Genomic DNA, 16,393 nt, shown 5'->3' on the forward strand with positions numbered 1-16,393 from the left:
TCTATCTGCCTCCCTCGTGAGGGGCACAATGGGTGCCATGAGTTTCATTTCGCCGCGCCTGGACAAGTCCCTCCTGCGAGAACTCGAGCAGGCGGCGGGTCGCAGCGTCACCGTCCTTGCCCACGGGTCTGGGCCGGAGACCACCGTTGTCGCTGCCCGGGAAATCCTGGCGCGACGCCACTTGGGGGAGTGGGAGATCTGGGGTTGGGAGGAGGTCCTCAGGGGAGCGTGGCGTGCCGACGTCTCGACGTTCACGTGGACGATCACGGATGGGCGCCGGATCGAGGCTGAATTGGACTCTGTCGGCAGGCTCCCGGAGCTGTTCAGGGAGCGGGTGCAGGCCTCCACCGTCGCCACCGAATCGCACGACCTGACCAGGGGCACGGTGCAGATCGTTGGTCGCAGACGACTCGACGGCAGCGACGAGATCACCTGGTACGCCTCGGCGAGCGGGGGAGCGAGTCTTGCCGATCCGGCCACCGCGGCTTTCGTCGTCGAGCGCACCGATGCCCTGAAGGCGGAGTGGGCCTGATTCCCCGTGCCTGACCCGGAGATCCGCTGCCTGGTGAGCCCGGGTCCCGAGCGTATCTGACTCTCCCCCGGCGATCTCCAATGGCGGTAGGGTCCGTTCATGGCGGACGCACCTCGCTGGGTCTTCATCGACAGGCAACTTCCCACCATTCACTCGGCCATGACCGCCGTAGCCACGGAGGTGCGCGCGAGAGCCGCGGAACTCGGGATCGAGAAGTCGACCCTCGAACTCGTCAACCTGCGGGCTTCACAGATCAACGGGTGCGCGTACTGCCTGCACCTGCACACGCATCTCGCCCTGCGTGCCGGCGAGTCACCACAGCGGATCGCGGTGCTGGCCACCTGGCGGGAAACGGACCTTTTCAACCGAATCGAGAAGGCAGCCCTGAACATCGCGGAGGCGGTGTCGCTGGTCTCCCAGCTGCGGCTGACCGAGGTGGAGTACGACTCGATGCGTGAGGACCTCACCGATGACCAGTTGGCCCTGCTGATCTACGCCGCTACCACGATCAACGCGTTCAACAGGGTGTCGATCCTCAGCCACCACCCGGTGGTTGAACGGGCCTCATTCGGCAAGCCGATCAAGCTGGGCTGAGACCGCTCGGCTCGCGTGGGGATCAGTGCGCGACGTGGAATCGCCGACGACGGTGTGCCGGCTGCTCGATCTCGTCCAGGACGGCGATGGCCAGGTCTGCGGCGGAGATCTCCGACTTGCCCTCGCTGTCCCTGAGCAGGACGTCGTCGCTGGTGCGGTACTGGCCCGTCTCGGTGCTGGGCACCCAGGCTCCGAACTCCGCTGGCGGGCTCAAGTAGAACCAGTCCAGGCCTTCCGGGGCTGCGAGAAGTCTCTCGAGTTTGTGCATCCCCAACTCAACCTCCGGCAGGACCTCAGGGGCCACCGGTCCGGCATCGAACAGCCGTGGGCCATTCTCTGACACCAGCAGCGAGGACGCTCCGCCGAGCACGCCCAGACGCGAACCGTGTTCCGCGGCCAGGGTCAGGAGATCCTCGAACACGGCCTCCACCCGGCCGGCCATGTCACCGCGTGGCGACAAGGCTTCGAAGACGACGTCGGCCTCTGACACGACCCGCGCCAGGACATCATGATCCAGCGCAGAACCGGTCAGGTACTCGACCCCGGGCACCTGGGGCTCCGGTTCGTGGCGGCTCAGGCAAATCACTTCGTGGCCTCGTCGGGCCGCCTCCCGGACCACCGCCCCGCCGGCAAATCCGGTTCCACCGATCACTGAAATCTTGGCCATGGCCCAGCTCCTTGGTCTCGTCCACAGGTTGCCAAGAGCGTAGCGGCTCGACGCGTGTGCGGGTGGGTGGACAGATTGCACCCTGGAAGATGAAAGTGCTGGCGGAAGGGTGAAACGCCTTGTCGGAGATGAACTCCTGCTGGCTCCCCGGACTGGACTCGAACCAGTAACCCTTCGATTAACAGTCGAATGCTCTGCCAATTGAGCTACCAGGGATCGGCGGCTGTGAACAACCGCGCGAGCAGTTACGTTACCAGACCTCCCGCGCCGGTGAGAAATCAGGACTGGCGGGCGCGGTTGGTCCCGATCTCGTCCAGTTCCGACAGGAAGGCATCGGCCCAGTGGTTGATGGTGTGCTCGTTTACCTGCCTGCGCAGTGCACGCATCCGACGACGCTTGGCCGCCGGTGCGTCGGTGTAGGCCTGCATCAGCACCTCCTTCATCCCGTTCAGGTCATACGGGTTCACGAGGTAGGCCTGGCGGAGTTCGCGGGCGGCGCCGGCGAACTCGCTGAGCACCAGGGCGCCGGTGTCGGTGGGATGACAGGCGATGTACTCCTTGGCCACCAGGTTCATGCCATCGCGTAGCGGCGTGACCACCATGACGTCGGCGATCCGGTAGAGGGCCGCCATCGTGGTGCGCGGGAAGGACGAGTGGCGGTACACGATGGCCGGGCGGCCGACGCCGCCCACCTCGGAATTGATGCGGCCCACCAGCAGGTCGATGTCGTCGCGAAGGCGTCGGTACTCCTCGACGCGCTCCCGTGACGGAGTGGCGATCTGGAAGAACACCGTGTTCTCGGGATCAAGCTCGCCCTCGGTGAACAGCTCGCCCATCGCTCGCACCCGTTGCCGCAGGCCCTTGGTGTAGTCGAGGCGATCGACGCCCAGGAAGATCGTCTTCGGGTTGCCGAGCTCAGCGCGGATCGCCTCGGCCTCAGCGATCACCTCGGGCGACTCCGCGAGCTCGCGGAACCCCTCGGTGTCGATCGAGATCGGGAATGCCCGTGCGACGCAGACGTGGGTGGCATCGACGCGGACGCGGTCGCGGTCCACCTTGTGGGTGGTGCGCGTCCGGACGAGCCTCAGGAAGTTGCTGGCGCCGCCGGGCACCTGGAACCCAACAAGGTCGGCGCCGAGCATCCCCTCAATGAGTTCCTTGCGCCAGGGGAGTTGCAGGAACAATTCGGTGGGTGGGAACGGGATGTGCAGGAAGAACCCGATCTTCAGGTCGGGGCGCTGGTCCCGCAGCATCTGGGGGACCAGGAGTAGCTGGTAGTCCTGCACCCACACTGTCGCACCCTTGGCGGACACCTGTGCCGCGTGGTCCGCGAAGCGCTGGTTGACCTTGACGTAGGAATCCCACCACTCACGGTGGAACTCGGGGAAGGCGACGCCGTCGTGGAACAGCGGCCACAGGGTCGCGTTCGACATCCCCTCGTAGTACTCCTCCACCTCCTCGGTGCTGAGGGCAACTGGTTCGATGATGTAGCCGTCGTGGTGGAAGGGCTCCACCTCCTCGTCGGGGGCGCCGTGCCATCCGACCCACGCGCCGCCCCGTTTGCGCATCACGGGCTCGAGTGCGGTCACAAGGCCGCCGGGGGCGGTTCGCCAGGAGACCTCGCCCTCGGGGTCTGTGATCCGGTCCACGGAAAGCCGGTTGGCCACAACCACGAACGTTGCGCCAGCTTCAGCGATGGGCCTCTCGTCGTTCACTTGTCTACCTCCATGTGTTTGGTTCACCCTACCGGGGTGACGTGGCACGCTGGAGTCATGCTCCCATCCACATGGCATGCCTCGACCCAAGCCGGCACCGATTTCCCTGACCAGGTCACCGCCGCGCCGCGTCGGACGCTGCTCGCCCTGGACTTCGACGGCACGTTGGCCAATCTGGTCCCGGACCCCGAGGACTCGCGGATGCACGACGCGGCTGCCGACGCCCTTGGGAAGCTGGGAGGGCGTCTGGGACAGATCGCCATCATCACCGGCCGGGGCGTCGAGGCGGTGCGGCGGCTCGGTGAGCTCGACGGGCGGCCGGGCCTCGAGAGGGTGCTGGTGCTCGGCCAGTACGGGGTTGAGCGATACGACGCGGCCACAGGCGAGTTGCACGCGCCGGAGACGCCAGGGGCCGTGGTGGCGGCGAAGCGGGAACTCGTCGCCCTGCTCGCGGACCACGCGGCCCGCGGGAGCGGTGTGGCCGGGGTGCACCTCGAGGACAAGGGCCGTGCGATCGGGGTGCACACCCGACGCGCCGACGACCCGGTGGGCGCCCTAAGACTGCTGGAGCCGGAGATCCGCCGCATCGGGGAGCGCCACGGCCTGCACGCCGAACCCGGCAAGCTGGTCCTGGAACTGCGAGCCTCCAACAAGACCAAGGGCGACGCGCTGCGTGACCTTGTCGAGGAGTTTCGTCCCACGGCGGTGGCCATGGTCGGAGACGACCTGGGGGATTTGCCGGCCTTCGAGTTGCTCCCGGAGCTGAGGGCGGCGGGGATCGATTGCTGCGCCGTCGTAAGCTCTTCTGAAGAGCAGCCAGCCCTCGTCGAGGTGGCCGACGTCATCTGTGACGGGCCCGACGGTGTGGCCGACTGGCTGGAGGAGCTGGCGAGGAGACTGGGATGAGCGAGACCACCGAGAAGGCGTCCACCGATGACGCGCAGGGGCACGACCATGCTGCCGGTCACACGCACGAGCCGGACCATGAGCACGGTCACCACCACGGCTACATGAGTGACAAGGAGCGCTACCTCGCGCGCCTGCGGCGGATCGAGGGCCAGGCCCGCGGCGTCCACCGGATGATCAGCGAGGACGTGTACTGCATCGACATCCTCACCCAGATCAGCGCGATGACGGCCGCCCTAGAAAACGTTGCCCTCGCGCTCCTGGATGACCACATCGCCCACTGCGTCGTCGACGCCGCCAAGGGCGGTGGCCCGGAAGCGGACGCGATGCTCAAAGAGGCGTCGACGGCGATCGCGCGGCTAGTCAAGTCCTGAGGACGCTGGCACGTCGGGGAGTTGAGGCCACAGCCATGACCGGTGAAGAACCTGAGGTCCTGATCCTTCCGGACCAGGATGCCTGGCGGGCGTGGCTGGACCGGAACGAAGGGGAGTCCGACGGCGTCTGGCTGTTCCTGGCCAAGAAGGGGACCACAGCGCCGACATCACTCAGCTACGCGCAGGCGGTGGAGGAGGCGCTGTGCAGCGGGTGGATCGATGGCCAGAGCAAGAGAATCGACGACGCGGTCTACCGAGTCAGGTTCACCCCACGGCGCAAGGCGTCGCTGTGGTCACAGCGCAACGTGGGAATCGTCGGGCGACTGATCGACGAGGGCCGGATGCGGCAACGCGGCCAGGCTGAGGTCGCACGCGCCAAGGCCGATGGGCGCTGGCAACGTGCCTACGCGGGGCCCTCCACTGTGGAGGTCCCCGACGACCTGGCCGCGGCTCTCGCTGCGTCGCCCGGCGCGCAGGCCGCCTTCGATGCACTGGGCAAGCAGGAGAGGTACTCAGTCCTGCACAGTGTGGTGACCGCCCCCAGTGACACCAGCCGCGCCCGACGGATTGAGCGCGCAGTCGACAGGCTCAACGCGGCCACATCGGCTTCACTGAGGGACGAGAGCGGGCCTCCTCCCGTCCCTCAGTGAAGCGTCAGTCAGCTGCCCCGGGGGTCAGGTCCAGTCGACGCAGCAGTTGCGCGTTGAGGGCGACGATCACTGTGGACAGCGACATCAGGATGGCGCCGACCGACATCGGCAGCACGAACCCGAACGGTGCCAACACACCGGCCGCCAGCGGAACAGCCAGCAGGTTGTAGCCCGCCGCCCACCACAGGTTCTGCTTCATCTTGGCGTAGCTGGCCTCGGAGAGCCTGATCACTGACACCACCGAGCGCGGGTCGTCGCTGGCGAGGATCACACCCGCCGAGGCGATCGCCACGTCAGTGCCGGCACCGATCGCGATGCCGACGTCGGCCTGGGCCAGCGCCGGAGCGTCGTTCACGCCGTCGCCCACCATGGCCACCTTGCGGCCCTCGTCCTGGAGTTGGGCCACCTTCTGCGCCTTGTCCTCGGGCCGGACGCCCGCGAAGTACCGGTCGATGCCCAGCTCGGCAGCCACGGAGGCCGCGACGGCCTCGGCGTCGCCTGTGATCATGACCACCTGGACGTCGCGCTCGTGCAACTGCCGGACGGCCGCCAACGACTCCTGTCGTACTTCGTCGGCGAGCCTCAGTGCGCCGGCCACCTGTCCGTCCACCAGGACGTGCAGGATGATGGCGCCTTCGCCTCGCCACTGCTCGGCGACGACCAGTTCGCGGGCGCCCTCCTGCTCGAGCAGGTAAGGACCGCCGACCTTGACACTTCGGCCGTCGACCTCCGCGCTCACGCCGACGGCGGGGGACGACGAGAAGTCGCTGGCCCTGGGAACCCTCAGGTCCCTGGCGGCCGCCGCCTTGGTGATGGCTGTCGCGAGCGGGTGCTCGGAGTAGGTTTCTGCAGCTGCCGCGAGGGCGAGCAACTCGTCGGAATCGAAGCCGTCGGCTGGTTCGATCGCGGTCACGGCCGGCGTTCCCTTGGTGAGCGTTCCGGTCTTGTCGAACAGCACGGTGTCCACCGTGCGCATGCTCTCCAGTGCCAACCGGTCCTTGACGAGGACGCCGCCACGGGCGGCCCGCTCAGTTGCGATCGAGACCACCAGCGGGATGGCGAGCCCAAGTGCGTGGGGGCAGGCGATGACCAGGACCGTGATGGTACGGACCACTCCTGCCTGTGGGAGGCCCAGGATGCCCCAGACTATGGCGGTGATGACTGCCGCGACGAGGGCGAACCAGAACAGCCAGCCGGCTGCGCGGTCCGCGATGCGTTGCGCCCGGGACGTTGAGGACTGGGCGTCTGCCACCAGCTTCTGGATGCCCGCGAGCGTGGTGTCGTCGCCGATGGCGGTGACCTCGACGCGCAGTCCGGAGTCGGTGGCGACGGTGCCGGCCACGACGGTGTCGCCCTCGGCCCGCCGCACGGTCTTCGACTCACCGGTGATCATCGATTCGTCCATGCTCGCCGAGCCGCCGGCCACCCGCCCGTCTGCGGGGACGCGACCACCCGGACGGACGAGCACCAGGTCGCCGACCCTCAGCTCGGACGGCGCTACGGTCTCGACCGCGTCGCCGACAAGCCGCTCGGCCTCGTCAGGCAGCAGTGCAGCGAGGGAGTCCAGTGCCGACGTGGTCTGGGCCAGCGACCGCATCTCGATCCAGTGGCCCAGCAGCATGATGACGATCAGGAGGGCGAGTTCCCACCAGAAGTCGAGCTGGTGAGGGAGCAGCCCGAGGCTCGCTCCCCAGGAAGCGACGAACGCGACGGTGATGGCGAGCCCGATGAGCAGCATCATCCCCGGCTTGCGCGCTCGGATCTCGCCGACGGCGCCAGTCAGGAAGGGCCTGCCGCCCCACACGTACATGACCGTGCCCAGCAAGGGGGAGAACCACATCGCCCAATCCGGGACGCTGTAGCCGACCAACGAGGCGAACATCGCGGAGAACCCGACGACAGGGATGCCGATGACCAGCATGATCCAGAAGAGCCGACGGAACTGACCCACATGGTCGCCGTGCCCGGCATGCCCACCGTGTCCGGCGTGTTGGGTGTGGTCGTCGTGTCCGGTGTGTTGGGTGTGGTCGTCGTGTCCGGTGTGTTGGGTGTGGTCGTCGTGTCCGGTGTGTTGGGTGTGGTCGTCGTGTCCGGCTGTGGCGACGTCGACTTCAGGTCTGGAGTCTTCGACCCGGCTTCCGGTGTGCTCCACGTGGCCGTCATGTCGTGTTTCAGGGTCGGGATGCTGGTGCTGGTGGCTCATGGGTGTACCTCCTGCCTTGACCATACCCCCGGGGGGTATACATTGATAGACCTCCGCGAAACTTGACAGCGAGATCCGTCACGTTCTTCTCCAGCCAACCTATCCGTGCTGCCCCCTGTCCCGTGGTCCCTTGGCGAGTTATTGTGTCGGCCTGTCCAGTCGAAGGAGATGGTGATGGCGATCCCCAAGAACACGATCTGCTTGTGGTACGACAAGGATGCGGAGGCGGCGGCTGAGTTCTACGCCTCGGTGTTCCCCGACAGCGAGGTTGGTGCCGTGCAGCGGGCGCCCGGAGACTTCCCCGGCGGCGAGGCGGGTGAGGTCCTGACGGTCAACTTCACGGTCTGTGGCATACCCTGCCTGGGACTGAACGGTGGCCCCGAGTTCAAGCAGAGCGAGGCCTTCTCTTTCCAGATCGCCACGGATGATCAAGCGGAGACCGACCGTTACTGGGACGCCATCGTCGGCAACGGCGGGCAGGAGAGCGCCTGCGGTTGGTGCAAGGACCGGTGGGGTGTCTCGTGGCAGATCACCCCGCGGGTCCTCAGCGAAGCCATGGAGTCGGACGAACCCGGCGTGTCCGCGCGCGCGTTCGCTGCGATGCTGGAAATGCAGAAGATCGATGTCGCGACGATCGAGCGCGCCGTCCGGGGAGATTGATGGAGACCGACTACGACAGTTTCGCTGAGCACTACAACGCCGAGAATGAACGCAGCCTCCTCAACGCCTACTACGCGCGTCCAGCGATGCTGGACCTCGCGGGCGACGTGGAGGGGCTGGATGTGCTCGACATCGGATGCGGAGCCGGTCCGATGGCCGAGCAGTTGGTGCAGCGAGGTGCCCGAGTTGCCGGCTTTGACCTGAGCCCCGCCATGCTGGACATCGCCAGGCGTCGCCTCGGCGACTCCGCGGACCTGCGCGTGGCAGACCTCGCCGATCCGCTGCCGTATGACGACGACAGTTTCGATGTCGCCTGCGCCTCGCTCGTTCTGCATTACCTACGGGACTGGGAGGCCCCGTTGCAGGAGGTCAGGCGGGTGTTGCGACCAGGGGGACGGCTGATCGCGGCCGTCAACCACCCGCTCGCCTTCGCGATGACCGAGAACAGATACTTCGGAATCGAGCAGTACGAGTTGAAGCACGACTTCGCTGGCCGGGAGGCGAGCCTGTTCATGTGGCACCGCACCCTTGAGGACATCTACCGGGCGGTCAATGGCTCGGGGCTGCGGATCACTTCGCTGCACGAGCCGCCGGTCGCCGACGACACCCCCGAGGAACTGCTGCCGTCGTCCGGGACGCGCCGTTTCATCAGTTTCCTGTTCCTCGTGATCGAGAACCCGGCGGACGTCGAAGTTCATCTCTGACGGGAAGGTGTGGCGGGCCCTCGTCGGGCGTCGCGGGTTGGCGCAGGACCAACGTCAGCGGGAGGCGCGGCGTTCGATCTCCTCGGCGATCCAACGCGCCTTCTCCCTGGAGCACGCACCTGGCTCACTGAAGCTCACCGCGAAGACCCCGGTGATCTCGGTCAGTGTGGGGACGCCTTTGAGGGCGAGGATGGCGTCGGCCTCTGCGGCGTACTCGTCGCGGGGCGCACCGCCCGCGACCAGTCCAACGGGGTCGGCCTCGGCCAGAATCGCAGTCAGTTCTTCCCGGGTGATGGCCATGTCGATGATCCTAGGTGACCGGAATACGGTTCCCGGCTGAGTGACCTTCACTACGTGCAGCTCACCGTCACGGCAAAGCGTTACCGATGACGTTGTGGGGATCGAGCCGCACAGTTTGAAGTCTCGGCCATCGACGGTCTGCGACTCTGCCGCCTTTGAGTCACCAGTGGCAGCGGCAGCCGACCCTGGGGGTTCCGCCAGCCGGGCAAGCCTGTCGAGTGAGAGTGCCATGTTGCTCGGGCAGGTGAGCGAGGCCAGGGGTGACCCCAGTCGAACATGAATCTGATGATCCGAACCATGTACCCAGTGTGCGTCCCAAACCCGTCGTTCCGGGTGCCGCGGATGAGGTTTGGGCACGCAGCGGGCGTTTGAGATCACTCGGAGCACAAGCACGCGCTTTCGCTCAGGTGACGTATCAGTCGTCGCTGAACTCAATGCCGAACCGTTTCCCCGCGGTCTTGATTCGTTCCTTTATCCGGTCGACCTCCTCCGCGGAGGAATACTTGTCAGCGTTGCCTTCCTTGTTGATGTAGGACCACGCCGCCCTGACATGCTCTTCGGTGTCGATCGGGTACTTGTTGTTCACCGGATCGGCGAACTCCACGTCGCCGTACTTGCGCTCTCCCTCGTCAGGATTGGTGTCCTCGCGCCGTTTGATCCTTGCCATCACCCCACGATAGGACGGCAGGACCGCCACGTCATCACCTCGGGCGACCAGGCAGCACTGACTGCCATGGGGCAGGAATAGGCGACGACTTCAGCGGCTTGCTGGGCGGACGGCCACGTTCGTCGTGCCCTCGTTGCGGAACTCGTAATCGGGCGTGGCTTTGAGCACCTTGGTCCACGTCGACTTCCCGTGGTCCTTGGCTGCCTGCCCGTGTTGCTGGCGCATGTGGTTCGCAACTGCGCTGACCCGAGCCCACCCCTGCTTGTCAGCGTTCTTCGTGATTGCTCCCGAGAGGAGCTGGGCCAAGGTCGGCTGTCGCTTTGGCTCGGTCTTCGGCTTGCCAACGTTCGGATCCGCCAGGACGCAGAACAACGTGCATGCCGCTTGGAACGACGCGGCCGTGTTAGCGTTTCCGAACCCAATTACCTTCGCGCCGCGCTCGCGCAGGAAATGCGCCAGCGGCGTGTAGTCGCTGTCGCTGGAAACCGGCCCATAAACGTCCGGAGTCACGGTGTGGTGAAGTTCAATGGCGTCGATCACCAGTGCGAGGTCGGTTGCGTTCTTGCCTTTCACGGGGTCCGACTGCTGTATCGGCCGGATGCCTCTCCGGTTCAGTTCGGTGTCCCAGGCCCTGAGGGCGGACTTGAACCAGTTGCCGTACGCGCGCCGGATATTTACCTCTCCGTGCTCGCCGAGGATCGTCAGGACTTGGTTGAGGCTGCCGAGGGCGGCGTTGTCAGCATCCACCAGTAGAGCAACTTGAGGCGTGACCCGGGTCATATGTGAATCCTATTTGATTGCTACCTCCAAGCACTCGGCCCCCTCCCCGATTCGGGATCCGGGTCGTGCCGCACAAGAAAGACCGAACTGACAAGGGTTTTTACTGCTGGTGGGGCGTGCGGGGCTCGAACCCGCGACCGAGTGGTTATGAGCCACCTGCGCTAACCGGCTGCGCCAACGCCCCCGACTGGTGTGGGGGTGATCATACCTCGCAGGCGCTCGTAGCCGGGGAGGCGGGAGCCCTGACTATTTGGCCAGTCCAGTGAAGAGGGTGATTCCCTGGGGCAGGAGCGCCGGTAGTTCCTCTCGGATCATCGCGGCCAGTTCCGCCTGCCGGTCCGGCGTCATCCGCGCCGCCAGCGAGGTCACGGACAGGGCTGCGACGGCGTCGTCGCCCCGCATGAGCGCCATCCCGACGCACGCCACCCCCGGCTCGTTCTCCTCGTTCTCCGTGGAGTAGCCGCGTTCCCGGGCCATCGAGATCTGTTCGCGGAGGTGCATGACGGAGAGGTCGCGGTCCTGCGGGACGCCGTGGAGGTAGATGTCCAGCTGGCTGTCGGGGGTGCCCCTTGCTGCGAGAAGCGCGCGTCCCAGAGCGGTCGTCGCAATCGGCACACGCTGGCCCACCGCCGACCAAACCCGGATCGCGCGGGTGGCCGGCTCCACCTTGTCCAGGTAGACCACCTGGTCGTCGGACCAGGAGCCCAGGTGGACGAGTTCCTCGGCCTGCCGTGAGAGCTGCACGAGTGCCGGATGCAGGACGGCAACGAGGTTGTCCCGGCTGAGGAACCGGTCGGCCAGTCCCACGGCACCCGGGCCGAGCCTGTAATCCCCATTTGGAAGCTGGGTGGCGTACTCGCGGACGCGGAACGTCGAAAGGGCGCGATGGGCGGTCGACTTGTTCACCCCGGTCAGCTCCGACAGCCGCGCGAGGCTCGCGCCGGCAGGCCCGGCCTCGGCGAGTGCCGAGAGCAGGGCCAGTGCTCGATCTATGGCCTCGATCCGGATGGGCTCGCTCATCCCCCCAGTCTGGCACCCGGCCCTGCGTCATGCTAGGTTGCAGCTAACGAAAAGTGGCATTTCAATCAGTGAAACGGAGTCCAAGGATGGGCGTTCTCGAGGAGATGGTGACCGCGCGGCTGGTACCCGTGGTGGTCCTGGAGCGGAGTGACGACGCCTCGCCGCTCGGCGACGCACTGGTGGCCGGTGGGATTCCGGTCGCGGAAGTGACCTTCCGGACAGCCGCAGCACCCGACGCGATCCGGGCGCTGGCGGGCAGGTCGGACCTGCTGGTGGGCGCCGGCACGGTCATCAGCTCCGAACAGGTGGACCGCGCCGTCGACGCGGGTGCCAGGTTCATCGTGAGCCCGGGCCTGCTGCCGGAGGTTGTGAAGCGGGCCAAGGAGCGCGGAGTGGTCATCGTCCCCGGGGCGGTGACGCCGTCGGAGATCATGACCGCACTCAGCCTCGGACTGGACACCCTGAAGTTCTTCCCTGCCGACGTCTTCGGGGGTGCTGCCGCCATCAAGGCCCTCGGCGCCCCGTTCCGCCAGGTCAGCTTCATCCCCACGGGCGGCGTCTCCGCGGAGAATCTCGCGGACTACCTGTCGCTGTCCAACGTCGTGGCGGCGGGCGGCTCCTGGATGGTGAAGCCGTCGCTGTTCGCCGACGGCGACTTCTCGGCCGTCACCGAACTGTCCCGGGCGGCCGTCGCGGCCGCGAAGTCCGTGAAGGAGAAGTGATGACCCTCGACCTGAGGCCGGCCTCCGAGTGCCGCTACGACGCCGTCTCCCTGGGCGAGATCATGCTTCGGCTGGACCCGGGAGACTTCCGCATCCGCACGGCCCGACGCTTCGAGGCGTGGGAGGGCGGCGGCGAGTACAACGTCGTGCGCGGCCTGTCGCGCGTGTTCGGGCTTCGGGCTGCGGCCATCTCGGCGTTCGTCGACGACGAGGTGGGACACCTCGTCGAGGGCATGATGCTCGCCGGCGGCGTCGACACGTCGCACCTCAAGTGGGTCAAGAGCGACGGCATCGGCCGCACCGTCCGCAACGGACTCAACTTCACCGAACGTGGCTACGGCCTGCGCAAGGCCAAGGGTGTCTCTGACCGCGGCCACACCGCCATCTCCCAGTTGCGCCCCGACGACGTCGACTTCGACCACATCTTCGGCGAACTCGGTGTCCGCTGGCTCCACACCGGCGGCATCTACGCCGCGCTGTCCGAGCAGGCCGCCGAGACCGCGCTGGCCGCAGTGAAGGCCGCCAAGCGCCACGGCACCGTCGTTTCCTACGACCTCAACTACCGCCCAAGCCTGTGGAACTCCATCGGCGGCCAGGAACGGGCACGGGAGGTGAACCGGGAGCTGGCGCGCCACGTCGACGTGATGCTTGGCAACGAGGAGGACTTCACCGCCGCGCTCGGCTTCGAGATCGAGGGGGTCGACGAGCACCTCACCGAACTCCCGATCGAGGGCTTCAAGCGCATGATTCAGGACGTATCGGCGGAGTTCGACAACTTCCAGGTGATCGGCACCACGCTGCGGGCCGTCACCAGCGCCTCCGTCAACGACTGGAGCGCCATCGCCTGGTCCGCGGAGGAAGGGGTCGTGCAGGCTGCTGACCGCAAGGACGTCGAGATCCTGGACCGCGTCGGCGGCGGCGACTCCTTCGCCTCCGGCCTCATCTACGGACTGATCACCGGCGAGTCCCTCCAGACGGCAGTGGAGTACGGTGCGGCACACGGTGCCCTGGCGATGACCACGCCCGGCGACACGTCGATGGTGACCGCCTCCGACGTGGTCCAGCTCGCCGCCGGCGGCAGCGCCCGGGTGGACCGCTGAGCCACAGGAGGAACCAAGTGTCGAGCACAGCCATGGAAGGCCTGCACGTCCTGGGCCCCGGCGACGACGTCGGGGTGGTCGTCGCGGACGGCGGCGCGGTCCCGATCGGCCACAAGGTGGCGGTCCGGGCCGTTGCCAAGGGCCAGCCGGTGCGCAAGTACGGGCACGTCATCGGCTGGGCAACCCAGGACATCGCCCCGGGGGACCACGTCCACTCCCACAACCTGGTCTTCGGCGAGCACGCAGATCCCGACGGTGGCGAGCCGGCGGACCAGCGGACCGCTCCCGCCGAACTTCCTATGCCCGGGCGCCGCACGTTCATGGGCATCCGGCGCAGCGACGGCCGCGCGGCCACGCGGAACGTGATCGCAGTGGTCTCGACGGTGAACTGCTCGGCCACGGTCTGCCAGCAGATCAGCTCCGCCGTCGAGCGCGAGGGGCTGCTCGATGAGTTCCCGACCGTCGACGCCGTCGTGCCGGTCACCCACACCAGCGGCTGCGGGCTCTCCTCCGACGGCGGCAACCTGGATCGCCTCCGCCGCACCCTGGCAGGCTATGCAGGCCACGCCAACGTCGGGGGACTCGTGGTCGTCGCGCTGGGCTGCGAGGTGAACCAGATGGTCGACTTCATGGCGCAGGTCCCGCGCCGCGACGACCTGCCCATCGTCCAGCTGGCCATCCAGGACCAGGGTGGCACCCGCAGCACGGTCGCGGCCGGCGTCGCTGCCGTGCGGGAGGTGGCCGAGCAGCTGCGCGACGTGGCCCGCGAGCCGATCGACGTCAGCGAACTCGTACTCGGGCTCAACTGCGGCGGCTCCGACGGCTGGTCCGGCATCACGGCCAACCCTGCGCTGGGGCACGCCTCGGACCTGCTGGTGGCGGCCGGTGGCCGATCCGTGCTGGCGGAGACGCCCGAGATCTACGGAGCCGAGGACCTGCTGCTGGAGCGCGCCGTGAACCCTCAGGTGGCCGAGAAATTCCAGTCCCTCATCACGCGCTGGGAGCGCGACGTCGCAGCCTCAGGGGACAGCCTGGACAACAATCCGTCGCCGGGCAACAAGGCCGGTGGCATCACCACCATCCTCGAGAAGTCCCTCGGTGCCGCCTCGAAGTCCGGGCATGCGCCGCTGGCGGCCGTCTACGAGTACGCCCAAGCCATCGATGTCCCCGGTTTGGGCTTCATGGACACCCCCGGCTACGACCCCGTCTCGGTCACAGGACTGATAGCGGGGGGCGCGAACGTCGTCGTGTTCACCACTGGAAGAGGCTCGGCGCTGGGCTACGCGCTCGCGCCAGTGATCAAGGTCTCCACCAACACACCGCTCTACGAGCGGATGCGCGACGACATGGACCTCAACGCGGGAGACATGATCACCGACGGCGTCAGCGTCGAGTCCAAGGGTGAAGAGATCTACGAGCGGATCCTCGACGTCGCCTCCGGCCAGCGCACCGCGAGCGAGGACCTCGGCTACGGCAGCCAGGAGTTCGTGCCCTGGCTGCAGGGCCCCGTGCTCTGACCGACCCCGGGCGAATCGTCCACAACGGCCGTTTGTAGTGTGCGGGCCATGGATTCCCACCCCGCCGCCCACCCGCACACCGCACGAAAGGGCGTGGTCCGGACCCTCCACCACGACCCGGGCGAGCGCCCCCACGTCGTCGTGTGGGAGGTCACGCGCGCCTGCCAGCTCGCATGTCTGCACTGCCGCGCCGACGCCTTCACCAAGCCCGACCCGCGCCAGCTCACCACGGCCGAGGGCAAGGCCCTGCTCGATGACTTCGCCTCCTACGGCACCCCGCGCCCCATCGTGATCCTCTCCGGCGGGGACGCCTTCGAAAGGCCCGACCTCGAGGAGCTCATCGCCTACGGCACCTCGCTCGGGCTGCCCATCGCGCTGTCGCCGTCGGTCACGCCGCTGCTGACCGACCAGCGGCTGGCCTCGGTCCGTGAGGCCGGCGTCAAGGCGTTCTCCATCTCGCTCGATGGCGCCACCGCCGCCACCCACGACTCCTTCCGGGGCATCGACGGCACGTTCGAGGATTCGCTCAAAGCCGCGGAGTTGGTGGTCAAGCACGGTTTCCGGTTCCAGGTGAACACGACGATCTGCCGCAACAACCTCCATGAGCTGCCCCGCATCCTGCAGACCGTCATGCGGATGGGCGCGAACATGTGGTACCTGCTGTTCCTCGTGCCAATGGGCCGGGGCTCCAACCTGGAGAGCCTCGACGCCGACGAGATGGAGGACGTGCTGCACTGGCTCCACGACGTCTCCGACCGGATCGCCATCAAGGTCACGGAGGCCCCCAACTACCGCCGCGTAGCCATCCAGCGCGACGACGCCCGCACGGCAGGGCTCCCCATGCCGCCCACCGGTGAACTCCATGCCCGGCTGACGGCCGAGACCGAGCATCTCCTCGGGCCGGTGCTCGAGCGGCGGCCGGCGCGTCCGCCGATCGGGGTCAACTCCGGGCGCGGCTTTGCCTTCGTCGACCACGTCGGCGACGTCTACCCCTCCGGTTTCCTGCCGCACCGCTGTGGTTCGGTGAAGGACGAGCCGTTCAGCACCATCTACGCGCAGGCCCCCATGATGAAGGCGTTGCGGGACCCGTCGGGCTACTCCGGGAAGTGCGGCGTCTGCGAGTTCAACTGGGTCTGCGGCGGATCCCGCGCCCGTGCCCACGCCATGCTGGGCGACCCCCTGGCCAGCGACCCGACGTGCAGCTGGCAACCGGAGGCGCTCGCCGTCCCGTCGCCCTGAGCCCGGGGGCGCGTGCTGGGGCAAGGTCTGCGCGACGCAAGAG

Annotated in this window: 18 protein-coding genes and 2 tRNA genes; 11 read left to right on the forward strand and 9 right to left on the reverse strand. The window is 67.3% G+C overall.

What is annotated here, in order from left to right:
• The first annotated feature begins 37 nt into the window (after positions 1–37).
• Both LKO27_RS04700 and LKO27_RS04705 read left to right on the forward strand, forming a co-directional pair.
• A complete protein-coding gene (locus tag LKO27_RS04700; protein ID WP_227735714.1) occupies positions 38–532 on the forward strand; it encodes a hypothetical protein in 495 nt (164 codons plus the stop codon).
• 99 nt (positions 533–631) lie between these two features.
• On the forward strand, positions 632–1,126 hold the full coding sequence (locus LKO27_RS04705) for a carboxymuconolactone decarboxylase family protein (protein WP_227735715.1): 495 nt from the start codon (positions 632–634) through the stop codon (positions 1,124–1,126).
• A gap of 22 nt (positions 1,127–1,148) precedes the next feature.
• Here the strand turns inward: LKO27_RS04705 and LKO27_RS04710 are convergent, their stop codons facing one another.
• The 3 genes from LKO27_RS04710 to LKO27_RS04720 all read right to left on the reverse strand — a co-directional run bounded on the left by LKO27_RS04710 (position 1,149) and on the right by LKO27_RS04720 (position 3,508).
• Positions 1,149–1,793: an NAD(P)-dependent oxidoreductase gene (locus tag LKO27_RS04710; protein WP_227735716.1), complete on the reverse strand. Its 645-nt coding sequence runs from the start codon at positions 1,791–1,793 to the stop codon at positions 1,149–1,151.
• 140 nt (positions 1,794–1,933) lie between these two features.
• A tRNA-Asn gene (locus tag LKO27_RS04715) sits at positions 1,934–2,009 on the reverse strand.
• Between the two features lie 62 nt (positions 2,010–2,071).
• Entirely contained in the window at positions 2,072–3,508 is a 1,437-nt protein-coding gene (locus LKO27_RS04720; protein WP_227735717.1) for a trehalose-6-phosphate synthase, read from the reverse strand.
• Between the two features lie 57 nt (positions 3,509–3,565).
• Between LKO27_RS04720 and otsB the strand changes: the two genes are divergently transcribed.
• The 3 genes from otsB to LKO27_RS04735 all read left to right on the forward strand — a co-directional run bounded on the left by otsB (position 3,566) and on the right by LKO27_RS04735 (position 5,438).
• Positions 3,566–4,414: a trehalose-phosphatase gene (gene otsB / locus LKO27_RS04725; protein ID WP_227735718.1), complete on the forward strand. Its 849-nt coding sequence runs from the start codon at positions 3,566–3,568 to the stop codon at positions 4,412–4,414.
• A gap of 104 nt (positions 4,415–4,518) precedes the next feature.
• Positions 4,519–4,788 (forward strand): metal-sensitive transcriptional regulator, encoded by a 270-nt coding sequence (locus tag LKO27_RS04730; RefSeq protein WP_227737211.1) that lies wholly within the window; start codon positions 4,519–4,521, stop codon positions 4,786–4,788.
• A gap of 35 nt (positions 4,789–4,823) precedes the next feature.
• Positions 4,824–5,438 (forward strand): YdeI family protein, encoded by a 615-nt coding sequence (locus LKO27_RS04735; protein ID WP_227735719.1) that lies wholly within the window; start codon positions 4,824–4,826, stop codon positions 5,436–5,438.
• A 4-nt stretch (positions 5,439–5,442) separates the two neighbouring features.
• Here LKO27_RS04735 and LKO27_RS04740 read toward each other — a convergent pair whose 3' ends face one another.
• Positions 5,443–7,641 (reverse strand): heavy metal translocating P-type ATPase, encoded by a 2,199-nt coding sequence (locus LKO27_RS04740; protein ID WP_227735720.1) that lies wholly within the window; start codon positions 7,639–7,641, stop codon positions 5,443–5,445.
• A gap of 174 nt (positions 7,642–7,815) precedes the next feature.
• Here LKO27_RS04740 and LKO27_RS04745 point away from each other — a divergent pair, with 174 nt between their 5' ends.
• Positions 7,816–8,301, forward strand: coding sequence for a VOC family protein (locus tag LKO27_RS04745; protein WP_227735721.1), 486 nt, complete (start codon positions 7,816–7,818; stop codon positions 8,299–8,301).
• Positions 8,301–9,005, forward strand: coding sequence for a class I SAM-dependent methyltransferase (locus LKO27_RS04750; protein ID WP_227735722.1), 705 nt, complete (start codon positions 8,301–8,303; stop codon positions 9,003–9,005). Before LKO27_RS04745 ends, LKO27_RS04750 begins: the two co-directional genes overlap by 1 nt.
• A 54-nt stretch (positions 9,006–9,059) precedes the next feature.
• Here LKO27_RS04750 and LKO27_RS04755 read toward each other — a convergent pair whose 3' ends face one another.
• The 5 genes from LKO27_RS04755 to LKO27_RS04775 all read right to left on the reverse strand — a co-directional run bounded on the left by LKO27_RS04755 (position 9,060) and on the right by LKO27_RS04775 (position 11,772).
• A complete protein-coding gene (locus LKO27_RS04755) occupies positions 9,060–9,305 on the reverse strand; it encodes a hypothetical protein (RefSeq protein ID WP_227735723.1) in 246 nt (81 codons plus the stop codon).
• 415 nt (positions 9,306–9,720) lie between these two features.
• Entirely contained in the window at positions 9,721–9,972 is a 252-nt protein-coding gene (locus tag LKO27_RS04760; protein ID WP_227735724.1) for a DUF6582 domain-containing protein, read from the reverse strand.
• Positions 9,973–10,062: 90 nt separating this feature from the next.
• Positions 10,063–10,752 carry an NYN domain-containing protein gene (locus LKO27_RS04765; RefSeq protein ID WP_227735725.1) on the reverse strand — a complete coding sequence of 230 codons (690 nt, stop codon included), beginning with the start codon at positions 10,750–10,752 and terminating at the stop codon, positions 10,063–10,065.
• 107 nt (positions 10,753–10,859) lie between these two features.
• Positions 10,860–10,936 (reverse strand) — tRNA-Ile (locus LKO27_RS04770).
• A 62-nt stretch (positions 10,937–10,998) separates the two neighbouring features.
• Positions 10,999–11,772 carry an IclR family transcriptional regulator gene (locus tag LKO27_RS04775; protein ID WP_227735726.1) on the reverse strand — a complete coding sequence of 258 codons (774 nt, stop codon included), beginning with the start codon at positions 11,770–11,772 and terminating at the stop codon, positions 10,999–11,001.
• An 86-nt stretch (positions 11,773–11,858) separates the two neighbouring features.
• Between LKO27_RS04775 and eda the strand changes: the two genes are divergently transcribed.
• The 4 genes from eda to LKO27_RS04795 are packed head-to-tail and all read left to right on the forward strand — an operon-like array spanning position 11,859 to position 16,350.
• The gene (gene eda, locus LKO27_RS04780; RefSeq protein ID WP_227735727.1) at positions 11,859–12,494 is read left to right on the forward strand and encodes a bifunctional 4-hydroxy-2-oxoglutarate aldolase/2-dehydro-3-deoxy-phosphogluconate aldolase; all 636 of its coding nucleotides are present in this window, start codon (positions 11,859–11,861) and stop codon (positions 12,492–12,494) included.
• Positions 12,494–13,594 carry a sugar kinase gene (locus tag LKO27_RS04785; protein ID WP_227735728.1) on the forward strand — a complete coding sequence of 367 codons (1,101 nt, stop codon included), beginning with the start codon at positions 12,494–12,496 and terminating at the stop codon, positions 13,592–13,594. The genes eda and LKO27_RS04785 overlap by 1 nt, the downstream gene beginning before the upstream one ends.
• 17 nt (positions 13,595–13,611) lie before the next feature.
• Positions 13,612–15,111, forward strand: coding sequence for an altronate dehydratase family protein (locus LKO27_RS04790; protein WP_227735729.1), 1,500 nt, complete (start codon positions 13,612–13,614; stop codon positions 15,109–15,111).
• A 48-nt stretch (positions 15,112–15,159) separates the two neighbouring features.
• Positions 15,160–16,350, forward strand: coding sequence for a TIGR04053 family radical SAM/SPASM domain-containing protein (locus tag LKO27_RS04795; protein WP_227735730.1), 1,191 nt, complete (start codon positions 15,160–15,162; stop codon positions 16,348–16,350).
• Positions 16,351–16,393: the final 43 nt, after the last annotated feature.

Source organism: Tessaracoccus sp. OS52 (assembly GCF_020687685.1).
Classification (GTDB): Bacteria; Actinomycetota; Actinomycetes; order Propionibacteriales; family Propionibacteriaceae; genus Arachnia.

Coding starts and splice junctions, on each gene's coding strand:
- LKO27_RS04785 (WP_227735728.1), top strand. CDS start 12,494: ATGACCCTCGACCTGAGGCCGGCCTCCGAGTGCCGCTACGACGCCGTC.
- eda (WP_227735727.1), top strand. CDS start 11,859: ATGGGCGTTCTCGAGGAGATGGTGACCGCGCGGCTGGTACCCGTGGTG.
- LKO27_RS04765 (WP_227735725.1), bottom strand. CDS start 10,752: ATGACCCGGGTCACGCCTCAAGTTGCTCTACTGGTGGATGCTGACAAC.
- LKO27_RS04750 (WP_227735722.1), top strand. CDS start 8,301: ATGGAGACCGACTACGACAGTTTCGCTGAGCACTACAACGCCGAGAAT.
- LKO27_RS04700 (WP_227735714.1), top strand. CDS start 38: ATGAGTTTCATTTCGCCGCGCCTGGACAAGTCCCTCCTGCGAGAACTC.
- LKO27_RS04795 (WP_227735730.1), top strand. CDS start 15,160: ATGGATTCCCACCCCGCCGCCCACCCGCACACCGCACGAAAGGGCGTG.
- LKO27_RS04730 (WP_227737211.1), top strand. CDS start 4,519: ATGAGTGACAAGGAGCGCTACCTCGCGCGCCTGCGGCGGATCGAGGGC.
- LKO27_RS04775 (WP_227735726.1), bottom strand. CDS start 11,772: ATGAGCGAGCCCATCCGGATCGAGGCCATAGATCGAGCACTGGCCCTG.
- LKO27_RS04735 (WP_227735719.1), top strand. CDS start 4,824: ATGACCGGTGAAGAACCTGAGGTCCTGATCCTTCCGGACCAGGATGCC.
- LKO27_RS04710 (WP_227735716.1), bottom strand. CDS start 1,793: ATGGCCAAGATTTCAGTGATCGGTGGAACCGGATTTGCCGGCGGGGCG.
- otsB (WP_227735718.1), top strand. CDS start 3,566: ATGCTCCCATCCACATGGCATGCCTCGACCCAAGCCGGCACCGATTTC.
- LKO27_RS04705 (WP_227735715.1), top strand. CDS start 632: ATGGCGGACGCACCTCGCTGGGTCTTCATCGACAGGCAACTTCCCACC.
- LKO27_RS04745 (WP_227735721.1), top strand. CDS start 7,816: ATGGCGATCCCCAAGAACACGATCTGCTTGTGGTACGACAAGGATGCG.
- LKO27_RS04740 (WP_227735720.1), bottom strand. CDS start 7,641: ATGAGCCACCAGCACCAGCATCCCGACCCTGAAACACGACATGACGGC.
- LKO27_RS04755 (WP_227735723.1), bottom strand. CDS start 9,305: ATGGCCATCACCCGGGAAGAACTGACTGCGATTCTGGCCGAGGCCGAC.
- LKO27_RS04760 (WP_227735724.1), bottom strand. CDS start 9,972: ATGGCAAGGATCAAACGGCGCGAGGACACCAATCCTGACGAGGGAGAG.